13 protein-coding genes and 1 pseudogene are annotated in these 13,184 nt (G+C 69.9%); 9 read left to right on the forward strand and 5 right to left on the reverse strand.

The window, feature by feature from the left end; translation table 11 throughout:
* From ACTHL9_RS00930 to ACTHL9_RS00945, 4 genes and pseudogenes are all read right to left on the reverse strand, one after another.
* Positions 1–181 (reverse strand): annotated as a pseudogene (locus tag ACTHL9_RS00930) (hypothetical protein); the annotation flags it as partial.
* A 5-nt stretch (positions 182–186) separates the two neighbouring features.
* Positions 187–1,128, reverse strand: a complete 942-nt coding sequence (locus ACTHL9_RS00935) for an ABC transporter substrate-binding protein (RefSeq protein WP_440516748.1) — start codon at positions 1,126–1,128, stop codon at positions 187–189.
* A 173-nt stretch (positions 1,129–1,301) separates the two neighbouring features.
* Positions 1,302–2,594, reverse strand: a complete 1,293-nt coding sequence (locus ACTHL9_RS00940) for an isochorismate synthase (RefSeq protein WP_440516749.1) — start codon at positions 2,592–2,594, stop codon at positions 1,302–1,304.
* 31 nt (positions 2,595–2,625) lie between these two features.
* Positions 2,626–3,360 carry a GntR family transcriptional regulator gene (locus ACTHL9_RS00945; RefSeq protein ID WP_440516750.1) on the reverse strand — a complete coding sequence of 245 codons (735 nt, stop codon included), beginning with the start codon at positions 3,358–3,360 and terminating at the stop codon, positions 2,626–2,628.
* 91 nt (positions 3,361–3,451) lie between these two features.
* On the opposite strand from ACTHL9_RS00945, the gene ACTHL9_RS00950 reads away from it, so the two are divergent.
* The 4 genes from ACTHL9_RS00950 to ACTHL9_RS00965 are packed head-to-tail and all read left to right on the forward strand — an operon-like array spanning position 3,452 to position 7,663.
* Positions 3,452–4,468, forward strand: coding sequence for an L-idonate 5-dehydrogenase (locus ACTHL9_RS00950; RefSeq protein WP_440516751.1), 1,017 nt, complete (start codon positions 3,452–3,454; stop codon positions 4,466–4,468).
* A 40-nt stretch (positions 4,469–4,508) separates the two neighbouring features.
* Positions 4,509–5,276 carry a demethylmenaquinone methyltransferase gene (locus tag ACTHL9_RS00955; RefSeq protein WP_440516752.1) on the forward strand — a complete coding sequence of 256 codons (768 nt, stop codon included), beginning with the start codon at positions 4,509–4,511 and terminating at the stop codon, positions 5,274–5,276.
* A 10-nt stretch (positions 5,277–5,286) separates the two neighbouring features.
* A complete protein-coding gene (locus ACTHL9_RS00960; RefSeq protein ID WP_440516753.1) occupies positions 5,287–6,549 on the forward strand; it encodes a geranylgeranyl reductase family protein in 1,263 nt (420 codons plus the stop codon).
* A gap of 13 nt (positions 6,550–6,562) precedes the next feature.
* Positions 6,563–7,663, forward strand: coding sequence for a polyprenyl synthetase family protein (locus ACTHL9_RS00965; RefSeq protein WP_440516754.1), 1,101 nt, complete (start codon positions 6,563–6,565; stop codon positions 7,661–7,663).
* 233 nt (positions 7,664–7,896) lie between these two features.
* On the opposite strand, the gene ACTHL9_RS00970 is transcribed toward ACTHL9_RS00965, so the two are convergent.
* Entirely contained in the window at positions 7,897–8,325 is a 429-nt protein-coding gene (locus ACTHL9_RS00970) for a hypothetical protein (RefSeq protein ID WP_440516755.1), read from the reverse strand.
* Between the two features lie 58 nt (positions 8,326–8,383).
* On the opposite strand from ACTHL9_RS00970, the gene ACTHL9_RS00975 reads away from it, so the two are divergent.
* The 5 genes from ACTHL9_RS00975 to ACTHL9_RS00995 form a co-directional block, all read left to right on the forward strand.
* The gene (locus ACTHL9_RS00975; RefSeq protein WP_440516756.1) at positions 8,384–9,070 is read left to right on the forward strand and encodes a sirohydrochlorin chelatase; all 687 of its coding nucleotides are present in this window, start codon (positions 8,384–8,386) and stop codon (positions 9,068–9,070) included.
* On the forward strand, positions 9,067–10,266 hold the full coding sequence (locus ACTHL9_RS00980; RefSeq protein WP_440516757.1) for an MFS transporter: 1,200 nt from the start codon (positions 9,067–9,069) through the stop codon (positions 10,264–10,266). The genes ACTHL9_RS00975 and ACTHL9_RS00980 overlap by 4 nt, the downstream gene beginning before the upstream one ends.
* A gap of 85 nt (positions 10,267–10,351) precedes the next feature.
* The gene (locus tag ACTHL9_RS00985) at positions 10,352–12,076 is read left to right on the forward strand and encodes a nitrite/sulfite reductase (protein WP_440516758.1); all 1,725 of its coding nucleotides are present in this window, start codon (positions 10,352–10,354) and stop codon (positions 12,074–12,076) included.
* The gene (locus ACTHL9_RS00990; protein WP_440516759.1) at positions 12,073–12,777 is read left to right on the forward strand and encodes a phosphoadenylyl-sulfate reductase; all 705 of its coding nucleotides are present in this window, start codon (positions 12,073–12,075) and stop codon (positions 12,775–12,777) included. The genes ACTHL9_RS00985 and ACTHL9_RS00990 overlap by 4 nt, the downstream gene beginning before the upstream one ends.
* A partial coding sequence (locus ACTHL9_RS00995) for a phosphoadenosine phosphosulfate reductase domain-containing protein (protein ID WP_440516760.1) occupies positions 12,774–13,184 on the forward strand: 411 nt, incomplete at its 3' end. The genes ACTHL9_RS00990 and ACTHL9_RS00995, both read left to right, overlap by 4 nt.

A 13,184-nucleotide genomic window follows, 5' to 3' on the forward strand; every position in this document is an offset into this window, starting at 1 on the left:
CCGCGACGGTGCCCCAGCCGAAGCGCGGGTTGGTCGCCAGGCTCTGGATGGCCAGGGCGGCCAGGATCAGGATGATGGCGGCTGCGACCCACCGGCCCGGGTGGCGCACCGGAACCGCCTTGATCAGTTCCGGCGCGCCACTCTTCGTGGCCTCGGCGGTCTCCGCCTGACGAGCAGTCATGACATTCACGAGGAGACGGACGGGTTGACCTCGGCCTTGGAGACGGCGCCGTCGGCGTTGTTCCAGGAGTCGAGGATCTTCTTGTAGGTGCCATCGGCCATGAGCTTGGCCATGACCTTCTGGATCAGGTCGGCAAGCGCCGTGTCGCTCTTGGCGACGGCGATGCCCTCCGGGGCGACCTCAGTCGTGTCGCCGATCTTCTGCACGGCACCGTTTGTCTGGGTGACCGCATATCCAATGATGGGCGAGTCGGCGGACATGGCGTCAAGGGCGCCGTTGACCAGACGCGTGTTGAGGTCGGTCTGCGCCGCGAGGGAGACGATGTCGATCGCCTTCTTGCCGGACGAGGTGCACTTGTCGCTGAGGGTCTTCACCTCGTCGGCTTCGGTCGTGCCCGTCTGGACGCCGATGGTCTTGCCGCAGACGTCGTCGACGGAGAAGTTCTTCGGGTTGCCCTTCTGGACCGCCCAGGCCACGCCGGCGTTGAAGTAGCTCACGAAGTTGACGGCCTGCAAGCGCTCCTTGGTGATGGTGAAGGAGCTGATGCCGAGGTCGTACTTGGGGCCGAGGGCCGGGAGGATGCCCGTGAAGTCGGCCGTCTGGACGTCGGCCTTGAGGCCGAGCGTCGCCGCGATGGCCTTGGCGAAGTCGACGTCATAGCCCATCGGGGTGTGGTTGTCCGAACCGCCGAGGAACTCGGCGGGAGCGTACGTCGTGTCGGAGCCGACGACGAGCGTGCCCTTGGACTTGATCGCGGCGGGCACCTGCGAAGCCAGGGAGTCGTCCTTCTGGACGGTGCTCGGATCGAAGCTGGCGGAGGCCGAGCCCGAGCCCGACGGCTGAGCACCGCCGCCCGTCTCGGAGGCGTTCGTGCAGGCGGTGAGCGCAAGCGCGCCCACGGCGAGGACCACGGCGCCCTTGGCAGCGAGCTTCGTGGAGAAAGTCATATGTCGTCCCTTACTTGGAGGTACTGGCAATCAGGTGCTAGAGCGACATCCATCCTAGCCGGTCGTCAGACCGTTGAGATGTTCGTCACATGCAACTTTCGTTTCACCATTGGACAACGAAAAGGGATGCCGCGCAACCCCACCCTCTGGGGAAGCTTCTGGAATGCCAGACGTCAGCGTTCGACCCCGAGCGCCTCGAGCATGGGCCGGAACTTCGCCCAGGTCTCGGCGAGTTCCGCCTGCGGGACGGAGCCGTCCACGATCCCGCACCCCGCGTACAGCCGGGCGGTGGTCGTCCCCTCGAGGACTGCCCCGCGCAGGGCGATGCCGAACTCGCCGTTGCCGGCGCCGTCGAGCCAGCCGACGGGACCCGCGTAGGGGCCTCGGTCGAGCTCCTCGAGCTCCCGGAGGAGGTCGCCCGCCACGCGCGTCGGCGTCCCGCAGACGGCGGCGGTGGGATGCAGGGCGTTCACGAGTGCGAGCGGGGTGGGCACGTGGCCCTCGATCTCCGCGAGCTCGGCCTTGACGTCGGACGCGAGGTGGAACACGTTCGGCAGTTCGAGGATGAACGGCTCGTCGTGGGCGTTGAGTGCCTCCGAGAACGGCTCGAGCGCCGTGGTCAGTGACTCGATCGCGATCTGGTGCTCGTGGCGCTGCTTCGCCGATCCCGCGAGGACCCGCTCCGCGTAGCCGGGTCCGGCGCCGTCGGCGTCCCGCCGATCGAGCGTTCCGGCGAGGACGCGGGCCTGCGCGGTGCGTCCCTCGACCTGGATGAGCATCTCCGGCGTCGCTCCCACCAAGCCGTCGACGCCATAGACCCAGCAATCGCGGTACGCCGATGCAAGGCGACGCAGCACGCGGTCCCTGGGGATCCCGCCGTCGTCCTCCACCACCACATCGCGGGCGAGGACGAGCTTTTCAAGCTCCCCCGAGCGGATGTGCCGGACCCCGGACGCCACCGCCTCCATCCAGCGCTGCTCGCCGAGCCGCCCCGAGCGGATGGTGAGATGGCTTCCGTTCGCGGTGTTCGACGGCAGCGGCGAGAGCCAGCGGTCGACGGCGGCGCGCAGCCCGCGCTCGGAGGGTGCGGTCCCGTCGGTGGTGAGCTGAGTGGCCCATGCCCTGCCTTCCCGGATGCCGACGACGATCTGGGGCACCACCAGCCGTGACTCGTACCCGGACGTGCGGGAGAAGGCGAAGGATCCGAAGGCGAGCGGCCCCGTGCCGGGGTGCCGGAGTGGGTCGACGACCTCGGCGTCGAGCGTGAGCTGCTTCCACCACGCCTCGGCTTCGATGAAGCGGTCGGGGCCGGTGACCGTGAACCGCGCGCTCTCCCCGAATCCGAGATGGCCCTCGCCCCGGCGGATCCAGCACAGCGCAGACGGCTCAGTGATCGCGTCCGCCAAATCGCCGAGGGGGAAGGTCTCGCCCAGATCGACGGTGAGGGCGCGCAGGGGGGAGGTCATGATGGATCAAGGGTACTTGTTGCCTGCAGCGCTACCGGCGCGCGGGCCGTGCGGGGCGCCGCTCCGGCCCACGGGGGACTCGGAAGAGCTCGGGCCGCGCTGCCTGGATCTGATCGAGGTCGTCGAGCACGAACCGCAGGTGCGAGCGCAGCTCCGCCTGGGCAGCGTCGAGGCTCCCCGAGGCGACGGCCTCGTGGACCCGCCGATGGTCTGCCGCATAATCGGCGATCGAGCGATAGCCGCTCAACCCGAGATACCGGGCCCGGTCCAGGTGCCCCTTGGCGCTCTGCACTGCCGACCACGCGAATTCGTGGCCCGCAATCCCGAGCAGGGTACGGTGGAAGAGCTCGTCGAGCGGATAGAACTCCTCCGGCGTGCTGCAGTCGTCCTGGGCGGCGAGGATCTCCTCGACCCCTGCCCCCAGCTCGGGGTTCCACTTCGCGACACATGCCTCGAGGGACGCGATCTCGATGGCCTCGCGGATGAACTGGGCCTGCCGCACCATGTCCGGATCGATGAGGGACACGTAGCTGCCGCGCTGCGGCCGCACGTCAACGAGCCCTTCCTGCGCCAGAAGGAGGAGCGCCTCGCGCACCGGGGTGCGGCTGAGGTCGAGCCGGAGCGCGAGGTCGTTCTCGCTCAGGAGGGCGCCGGGCGGCTCGTCGCCTCGGACGATCAGCTCTCGGATGTGCTCGTAGGCAAGCTCGCGGTTCGACGGCGGGCGGACGGCTGACGGCGTCGGCTCGCCCGGGAGGGACGGGGCCATGGGTCCAAGACTAGGTGGGCAGAGGTGGCACATCTAGTATGGCAGTGCGTACAATGGCTTCCACGCCACCCTTTCCGTCAGGAGGAACCCCATGAGCCTGGCCGTCGTCGTCCATGCAGCCGGTGATCTGCGCCTCGACCCCGTCGAGTCCACCGAGCTCGGCCCGCAGGACGCTCTCGTCGACATCGAGTACGGGGGCATCTGCGGCAGCGACCTCCACTACGTCAAGCACGGCGCCGCCGGGCTCAGCATCCTCAAGGATCCGCTGATCCTCGGGCACGAGGTCGCCGGCCGCGTCGCGGCGCTCGGTTCCCAGGTGAGCGGCTTCGAGGTGGGCCAGGCCGTGGCGATCCATCCCGCGACCACGTGCGGCGAGTGCGAGTTCTGCACGTCCGGCCGCCCCAACCTGTGCGGCTCCGTCCGCTACCTCGGCTCGGCCGCGTACCGCCCGCACACGCAGGGCGCGTTCGCGGCCCAGAAGATCGTCCCCGCCGGCCAGCTCCGGCCCGTGCCCGAGGGCGTGAGCACGCGGCTCGCCTCCGTGGCCGAGCCCCTCGGCGTGGCCATCCACGCCGTGAACCGCGCCGGATCGGTGGAGGGGAAGACCGTCCTCGTCAACGGCGCCGGGCCCATCGGCGTCCTCGTGGTGGCCGCCGCCCGCAAGGCGGGCGCTGCGCGCGTCGTCGCGAGCGACCTGGCCACAGCCTCCCTCGAGATCGCCCGCCGCATGGGAGCGGACGACGTCGTCAACCTCGCCGAGGGCGGTTCCCTGCCGGAGACGGACGTCGTCTTCGAGGCTTCGGGCGCGCCGCCCGCCGTCACGAGCGTGCTGCGCGCGGTGAAGCGCGGGGGCGTCGTGGTGCAGGTGGGCAACCTCCCGGCCGGAACCCTCGAGGTGTCCCTCGCCGAGCTCGTCTTCCGCGAGATCGACTACCGCGGCACGTTCCGGTTCATCGACGAGATCTCGACGGCGCTCGAGTACCTGGCCGAGGGCCTCGACGTGGAGCCGATGCTCACCCACGAGTTCCCTGTCGACGACGCGGTCGAGGCGTTCCGGGTGGCGGGCGACCGCAGCACGGGGTCCTCGAAGGTGCTCCTGAAGTTCTGACGTGCCGGAAGCCGCGCGGAAGTTTGGCAGAATGGGGCGGGTGACCAGCACAGGCAAGAGGGCATCCCTCCAGAAGCTCCCCGAGGAAGTGGCGAGCATGTTCGACGACGTGGCGCCTCGCTACGACGTTGTCAACGACATCCTCTCCCTCGGGCAGACCCGCCGCTGGCGCAAGGTGGTCTTCGACGCAGTCGGCGCCACGCCGGGCCAGCGGGTGCTGGACCTCGCGGCCGGGACGGGCACGTCGTCGGAGCCGTATGCGGATGCGGGCATCGACGTCATTGCGTGCGACTTCTCCCTCGGCATGCTCAAGGTCGGCAAGCGCCGCCGGCCGGACATCGACTTCATCGCCGGGGATGCCACCAGGCTGCCGTTCGCGGACAACGCGTTCGACGCCGTCACCATCTCCTTCGGCCTGCGCAACGTCAGCGAGCCGCATGCTGCACTGCGCGAAATGCTCCGTGTCACGAAGCCCGGGGGGAAGCTCGTGGTCGCGGAGTTCTCGTCGCCGGTGAACCCCCTGTGGCGCACCATGTACCTCGAGTACCTCATGCGGGCCCTCCCGCCGGTCGCCCGCAAGGCCTCCTCGAACCCGGACGCCTACGTCTACCTCGCCGAGTCCATCCGCGCCTGGCCCGACCAGGACCACCTCGCGGCCTGGCTGGCTGAGGACGGCTGGGAGGACGTCGCGTACCGCAACCTCTCGGGCGGCATCGTGGCCGTGCACCGTGCCACGAAGCCGATCCCGGCCGGAGCCCACTCGGGTCCGGTCGAGAAGCTCCGCCGTGCCCGCCGCTCGGCCGGCTGATTCTGAGCCCATGCAGGTTCTGATCGTCGGGGCCGGTCCCGCCGGCTCGACCGCTGCCCACTATCTGGCCCGGGCCGGGGCGGACGTGACGGTTCTCGAGAAGACCCGTTTCCCGCGCGAGAAGGTCTGCGGGGACGGGCTGACGCCACGCGCCGTCCGCGAGATCCAGCTCCTGGGGCTGCCGCACGACGAGGCCGACGGCTGGCGGCGCAATCGCGGGCTGCGGCTCATCGCGGGCGGACGGACGGTCGAGCTCGCGTGGCCGTCGGGTGGCGAGTTCCCGGACTACGGCCTCATCCGGACCCGCCTCGGCTTCGACGAGGCGCTCGCCCGGCACTCCGAGTCCGCGGGCGCGCGGCTCCTCGAGGGCCACAGCGTGAGCGAAGTGCTGCGCGACGACACCGGCCGCGTGGTGGGCGCCCGCGCCCAGATCCTCGATGGGGACGGCCGGAAGACGGGGGAGACGCGCGACTTCCAGGCCGACGTCGTCCTCGCCGCCGACGGCAATTCGACCCGCGCCGCCGTGTCCTACGGCCTCGCCAAGCGCGACGACCGCCCGCTCGGCGTCGCGTACCGCACGTACTTCCGCAGCCCCCGCCACGAGGACGACTGGATGGAGGGCTGGCTTGAGCTGCCCGGACGGGACGGCAAGCCGCTGCCCGGGTACGGCTGGGTCTTCGGCGTGGGCGACGGGACCTCGAACGTCGGCCTCGGCATCCTGAATTCGTCCAAGGAGTTCGGGAGCCTCGACTACCGCCAGGTGCTGCGGGACTGGACCGCGGGGATGCCCGAGGAATGGGGTTTCGCGGAGGAGAACCAGGTCGGTCCCGTGCGCGGCGCGGCGCTGCCCATGGGATTCAACCGCACGCCGCACGTGGTGCCCGGCATGGCGCTCCTCGGCGATGCCGGCGGGATGGTGAGCCCGTTCAACGGCGAGGGCATCAGCTACGCGATGGAGTCGGGGCGCTACGCGGCGCAGTTCCTCGCGGACGCGAGGGGAGCGGCCGACGTCGACCATCGCCTCCGCGCCTACGCGGACAAGGTGCGGGGCGAGTGGGGGAGCCACTTCACTCTGGGCCGGACGTTCGCGGCGCTGATCGGCCGTCCGGCGGTCATGCGCCTCGCCCTGCGGACCGGGATGCCGATCCCGGCGCTCATGCGCGTGGTCGTCCGGCTGCTCGCGAATCTCACCGAACCGCGCGGAGGGTGGCTCGAGGACCGGGCCATCCGTGTGCTCGAGTCGTTGACGCCCGAAACCAAGAACACGCACTAGTTAGGCTTGACCCGTGACGAACACTGAACACAGCTGGACCCACGCGGGCCACGGGCGCCCGGAGGCGTCCGAGCCGGCCCCGACGACGACGGCCATCGCCGCCGGGATCCAGCTGCCCGCCGGATTCGCCGCGATCGCGAGCGACCCCGATCTCGGTCCGGCCATCACGACGAACATGGCCCGCGTCGAGAAGCGGCTGCGGGAAGCCATCGCGAACTCCGATCCGCTGGCGGACGCCACGAGCCGCCACCTCGTCGAGGCCGGGGGCAAGCGGATCCGTCCGCTGCTCACCCTCCTGTGCTCGCACCTCGGTGACTGGACGCGGCCCGAGGTCCTCCAGGCTGCCGCCGTCGTCGAGCTCACCCACTTGGCGACCCTGTATCACGACGACGTGATGGATTCGGCCCCATACCGTCGCGGAGCGCCCACGGCCCACGAGGTCTGGGGCAACACCGTGGCGATCCTCACCGGCGACCTGATCTTCGCGCGCGCGTCGATCCTCGTCTCGGAGCTCGGGGGCCGCGCGCTCGCGATCCAGGCGCGCACGTTCGAGCGGCTCTGCCTCGGCCAGCTGCACGAGACCGTGGGCCCGCGCGAAGACGAGGACCCCGTGGACCACTACATCTCCGTGCTCGCGGACAAGACCGGCTCGCTCATCGCCGCGTCGGGCCAGATGGGCGCGATCTTTGCCGGTGCGCCCGAAGAGTACGAGGACGTGCTCGTTAGATATGGCGAGAACGTCGGGGTGGCGTTCCAGCTCGCCGACGACGTCATCGACGTGACCGGCGGCAAGGTGACCTCGGGCAAGTCCGCCGGGACCGACCTGCGCGAGGGCGTGCCGACGCTCCCGGTGCTCCTGCTTCGCCGCGCCGCGTCCGACGGCGATGCCTCCGCGGCCGAGGTGCTCCGCCTGATCGATGGCGACCTCACGTCCGACGAGGCCCTCGCCGAGGCCGTCGCGGCCCTTTCCGCGCACCCCGTCACCACCGACGCCTGGGCCGCCGCCCGTGAATGGGCCGACGCGGCGAAGGCCGCCCTGTCCCCCCTGCCGGATGGGGTCGTGAAGGCCTCGCTCGCGGCGTTCGCGGACGCCGTCGTGGACCGTCAGGCGTAGGAACGGGTCTTAGAGGCGCGTTAGAACGGTTGGGCCCTGGTTGGCGGAGTACCGCTTCCCAGGGCCCGTTTCCGTTCGCACCCGGATCCACTGGAGGCTGAAGTGGATCCGATAACAAGCATATGACAGATCTGTCATATGTCCAGTACTTTCCGTCAATTTTCTTCGGCACAAAAAAGTCACCCTCTCGCGGAGAAGCCCGCGTGAGGGTGACTGCTGTGCGACGAGGTGACTCAGACGTGCTCTTCGTCCTCGGAGAAGACCCAGTCGAACATGTCGAAGGTGAACTCGGAGAACGTCCCATCCTCGGAGACCCATTCGCCGCGGGCGTTGTTCTTCCGGTAGACAATCGGGTCGGGCACGCGGAGGTCGCCGGAACGGAAGCCCCACGTGAACTGCTCCTCCTCGTCTTCGAGGAACATGAGGAAGCCCTCCTCGTCGACCTCGAGCTCCTCTGGATCCCAGAAGTAGTGGTAGGCCTCCATGAGCTCGGAGCCACCGAGGGCGAGGTAGAACTCGCGCAGAGCGAGCGGGATCGCGAAGGCGTGCTCCCCGAGGGCGTCGTCGAGCTCGTCCTCGGAGATCCCATCCTTCGGGCTCCAGGGGTCACCGAGGTATTTGGGAACAAGCGCGCGGAACTTCTCCAAGAACATCTCGCTCATGACGTTCATCCTAATCACTCCGCCGGACGGCGGATCGTCGCCGCTGTAGGCTCCGACTATGACCCAGCCGATCCTCGTCGCGTGCGCCCACGGAACCAGCAACCCCGATGGCAAGGCCGCGATCCTCCGGGTCGTCGACGAACTTCGCGCGGCGCGGCCCGACGCCACCGTCCTGGACGCCTACGTGGATGTCCACGGCCCAGAGCTGCCCGACGTCGTCGCCGGCCTGCCCGCGGGGGCGCCGGCCGTCGTCGTGCCCCTTCTTCTGAGCGTCGGCTACCACGTGAAGGTGGACATCGGTCGCGCCGTGAAATCCCGGGAGCGGACGACGGCGGCCGCGCCCCTCGGCCCCGACCCCCGCCTTGCGGGCGTGCTCGCCGAGCGGCTCGGGGAGGCGGGGCTGGGAGCGCAGGACGCCGTCGTGCTCGCAGCCGCAGGCTCGTCGAACCCCACCGCAGCGGAGGACGTCGAGCGGCTCGCCGACATGCTGCGCCACCTCATCCCGAACCGGATCCTGCCAGCCTACGGCGCGAGCGCGGAGCCGAACGTCCCAGACGCGGTCGCCGAGCTGCGCGCGGAGGAGACGGATCGGGTGGTCATCGCGAGCTACCTCCTGGCCCCCGGGTACTTCCACGACCAGCTCGCGAAGGCGGGCGCAGACGCGGTCGCCCCTCCGCTGCTGCCCACGCCGGAGGTCGCGCGCATCGCCCTCGACCGCTTCGACGCGGCCCTCGCCGCCCTGTGAAGCGCGCCCCCGCCTCCCTCCTGTTCGTCCTTGTCTGCGCGATGGGTGTCGGCCCGCTGCTCAACTACGGCCTGAGCGCGGTGAGCCCGCTCATCCTCCACGACTTGGGCATGACCCAGTCGCAGTTCGGGCTCCTCGCGGGCGCGGTGTTCGCGAGCGCTGCCGTGGGCAGCGCGTGGCTAGGCCGGTTCAGCGACCGGGCGACAAGCCGCCAGCAGATCGTCCTGATCTTCGGCGGGACGGTCCTCGCGCTCGTTATTGCCGCGCTCGCGCAGAACTTCTGGGTGCTCTTGGCTTCGGTGATCATTGCCGGTCCAGCCCAGTCGATCTCGAATCCGACCACCAACCGACTGGTCGTCACTGCGGTCCCGCAGGCGCAGCGCTCCGGCTGGATCGGCGTGAAGCAGTCGGGCGTGCAGGCGAGCCAGCTCGTGGCGGGACTGCTCATCCCGGCGGCATCGCTCTGGCTCGGCTGGCACGGTGCGTTCGGCCTCGCGGCTCTCCTTGCGCTCGCGCTGCTCTGGTACGCGCTGCGCAAGCTCCCGGCGGAGGCGCCCAGACAACAGACGACGACGGCGCGCCGCGCCAGCGCGCGCGAGCCGCTTCCGCTTCCGGTGTGGCTCTTTGCGGCATTCGCCTTCTTCTCGGGCCTAGGCATGCAGGCCACCAACGTGTATCTCCCGCTCTATGCGGTCCGCGTTCTGGACTTCCCGCTCGTCCTGGCCGGCGCTGCTGCCGGCGTCTCGGGCGTGGTCGGCGTGACGAGCCGTGTGATCTGGGGGCGGCAGATGGCGCTCGGTCGCCGCCCCTCCGGGATCCTCATCGCGCTCGCGGCGGGCGCCGTCGTCGGCGTCCTGTGCCTGCTCGGGGCCGGCGCGCTTCAGCAGCCCGCGCTCCTGTGGGCCGGCGTGGCCCTCCACGGGGCCACGGTGCTGGGCGCGAACGTGATCACCAACTCGGCCGTGCTGGTGGTGGTTCCGGCGGAACGCGTCGGCGCGGCCTCCGGGGTGCTCGCGATGGGGATGTACACCGGCTTCGCGCTCGGGCCGTTCGTCATGGGTCTCCTCGCCGACGCCTCGGGCGGATACAACGTCGGGTGGCTCACCGTGGGCGCCGGATATGTGCTGTGCGTGGCAGTCGCGCTGTGGCTGCGGCGCTACGGCGCGCGCAATCCGTGGCCCGGTCAAGGTCCATGACGCGAATGCGAAGAAATGTGTCCTCGAGTGACCTCGCGTTGAGTAACGGTGGGGACACGCCGAAGGGGGTCCGTACCCTCGAAACATGACTGACACCGCCCTCTCTGCGCGCCCCGGACCCGCTCGCTCGGGTTCTGCGCGGCCCCGTTCCTCCAAGCCCAACGGGCAGTGGAAGATCGACGGGACCGAGCCGCTCAACGGGAACGAGGTCTGGAAGCAGGAAGACGGCGGTCTCAGCGTCCGCGAGCGCATCGAGACTATCTACGCCAAGGGCGGCTTCGACTCGATCGACCCCACGGACCTTCACGGCCGGTTCCGCTGGTGGGGGCTCTACACCCAGCGCAAGCCCGGAATCGACGGCGGCAAGACCGCAACGCTCGAGCCCGAGGAGCTCGAGGACCGCTACTTCATGATGCGCGTCCGCATCGACGGCGGCGCGCTCACCACCGAGCAGCTTCGCGTGATCGGCGGCATCTCGCGGGACTTCGCACGGGGCTCTGCCGATATCACGGACCGCCAGAACATCCAGCTGCACTGGGTGGAGATCGAGAACGTGCCGGAGATCTGGCGGCGCCTCGAGGCCGTTGGCCTGCGCACCACCGAAGCGTGCGGCGACGTGCCGCGCGTCATCCTCGGCTCGCCCGTCGCGGGCATCTCGGCCGACGAGATCATCGACCCGACCCCGCAGATCCGGGAGATCGCTGACCGGTACATCGGCGACGAGAGCTTCGCGAACCTCCCGCGCAAGTACAAGACGGCGATCACGGGCCACCCGAGCCAGGACGTGGTCCACGAGATCAATGACTTCGCCCTCATCGGCGTCGTCCACCCGGAGCTTGGTCCCGGCTATGACTTGTGGGTCGGCGGCGGGCTTTCGACGTCGGCGCATCTCGCCGTGCGTCTCGGCACGTTTGTCGAGCCGTCGCGTGCTGCGGAGGTGTGGGTCGGCGTCACGAGCATCTTCCGCGACTACGGCTACCGCCGGCTCCGCAACCGCGCTCGCCTCAAGTACCTGGTGGCCGACTGGGGCGCCGAGAAGTTCCGGCAGGTCCTCGAGACTGAATACCTTTCCGCGCCGCTTCCCGACGGTCCCGCGGCCGAGAAGCCGACGACGCCGGGCGACCACGTGGGCGTCCACGCCCAGAAGGACGGCCGCTTCTACGTCGGCGCGACCCCGACGGTCGGCCGCGTCTCGGGCGACGTGCTGCTGAAGCTCGCCGACCTCATCGAGGCGCACGGGTCGCAGCGGCTGCGGACCACGCCGCACCAGAAGGTCGTGGTGCTCGACGTCGAGGAGAGCCGGGTCGAGTCGCTCGTCGCGGGCCTCGAGGAGCTCGGACTGTACGCGAACCCGAGCCCTTGGCGCCGCTCGACCATCGCCTGCACCGGCATCGAGTTCTGCAAGCTCGCGATCGTGGACACGAAGGACACGGCCACCGCGGCCATCGCCGAGCTCGAGAAGCGCGTACCCGCCAACGAGCTGCTGAAGCCCCTGACGCTCCACGTCAACGGCTGCCCCAACTCGTGCGCCCGCATCCAGACCGCGGACATCGGCCTCAAGGGCCAGCTCCTGCCGGACGGCAACGGCGGTCAGACCCCTGGCTTCCAGGTTCACCTCGGCGGTGGCCTTGCCTCGGAGACGCGCGAGGAGGCCGGGACGGGCCGGACAGTTCGCGGCCTCAAGGTGACGGCCGAGGACCTCCCGGATTACGTGGAGCGCGTCACCCGGCGGTTCCTCGCCGATCGTGCCGACGAGAACCAGAGCTTTGCCGAGTGGGCCCTTGCGGCTGAAGAGGAGGCACTGCAGTGACCAAGCGCTCTCTTGAGGAACTTCGCGCCCTCGCCGAATCAGGCGAGGCGGAGCTCGGCTGGGACGCGTCGGCGGAGACGGTGATCGGCTGGGTGGCGAGGAACTTCGCCACGGAGGCCACCGCCGTCGCCTGTTCGATGGCGGACGCCGTGCTGCCCGCGCTCGTCGCCGAGCAGCTGCCCGGGGTTGACGTCCTCTTCCTCGACACCGGCTACCACTTCCCGGAGACGTACCAGACGCGGAACGAGGTGGCGGAAAACCTGCGCGTCACCATCGTCGACGTGCTCCCGCGGCAGACCGTCGCGGAGCAGGATGCGGCCGAGGGCAAGGACCTCTTCGCCCGCGACCCGGCACGCTGCTGCGCCCTCCGCAAGGTCGAGCCGCTGCACCGCTCGCTCCAGGGGTACGAGCTCTGGTTCACGGGCGTGCGCCGCGACGAGGCGCCGACCCGCACGAACACCCCCCTCGTGACGTTCGACGAGAAGAACGGCCTCGTCAAGGTCAACCCTGTTGCGCCCTGGTCCTTCGACGAGCTCGTCCAGTACTCGGAGGACAACCTCCTGCCCGTCAATCCCCTCCTTGCCCAGGGGTTCCTCTCGATCGGCTGCGCGCCCTGTACCCGTGCCGTCGCCCCCGGAGAAGACCCCCGAGCCGGCCGCTGGTCCGGCACCGACAAGACAGAATGCGGACTCCACGTATGAGCACTCTCACCACCGCCGAGGTCGGGTCCCCGGCCGCCGAGGTCGGGTCCCTCGGCCTCCTCGACGCCCTCGAAGCCGAGTCGATCCACATCATCCGCGAGGTCGTCGCCGAGTTCGAGCGCCCGGCCATGCTGTTCTCGGGCGGCAAGGACTCTGTGGTCATGCTGCATCTCGCGGCCAAGGCGTTCTGGCCGGGGAAGATCCCGTTTCCCGTGCTGCACGTCGACACCGGCCACAACTTCCCCGAGGTCCTCGACTTCCGCGATCGGACGGTCGCGCGGCTCGGGCTCAAGCTCGTGGTCGGATCTGTGCAGGAGTACATCGACCGGGGTGAGCTCCAGGAGCGCGCCGACGGGACGCGCAACCCGCTCCAGACCGTGCCGCTCCTCGAGACGATCGCGGCCAAC

The sequence above is a fragment of the Sinomonas sp. genome, from assembly GCF_051955515.1.
GTDB lineage: Bacteria > Actinomycetota > Actinomycetes > Actinomycetales > Micrococcaceae > Sinomonas.

Excerpts from the sequence above, each read along its gene's own strand:
- ACTHL9_RS00970 (WP_440516755.1), bottom strand. The coding sequence starts at position 8,325 with ATGAGCGAGATGTTCTTGGAGAAGTTCCGCGCGCTTGTTCCCAAATAC.
- ACTHL9_RS00985 (WP_440516758.1), top strand. The coding sequence starts at position 10,352 with ATGACTGACACCGCCCTCTCTGCGCGCCCCGGACCCGCTCGCTCGGGT.
- ACTHL9_RS00935 (WP_440516748.1), bottom strand. The coding sequence starts at position 1,128 with ATGACTTTCTCCACGAAGCTCGCTGCCAAGGGCGCCGTGGTCCTCGCC.
- ACTHL9_RS00975 (WP_440516756.1), top strand. The coding sequence starts at position 8,384 with ATGACCCAGCCGATCCTCGTCGCGTGCGCCCACGGAACCAGCAACCCC.
- ACTHL9_RS00945 (WP_440516750.1), bottom strand. The coding sequence starts at position 3,360 with ATGGCCCCGTCCCTCCCGGGCGAGCCGACGCCGTCAGCCGTCCGCCCG.
- ACTHL9_RS00940 (WP_440516749.1), bottom strand. The coding sequence starts at position 2,594 with ATGACCTCCCCCCTGCGCGCCCTCACCGTCGATCTGGGCGAGACCTTC.
- ACTHL9_RS00950 (WP_440516751.1), top strand. The coding sequence starts at position 3,452 with ATGAGCCTGGCCGTCGTCGTCCATGCAGCCGGTGATCTGCGCCTCGAC.
- ACTHL9_RS00960 (WP_440516753.1), top strand. The coding sequence starts at position 5,287 with ATGCAGGTTCTGATCGTCGGGGCCGGTCCCGCCGGCTCGACCGCTGCC.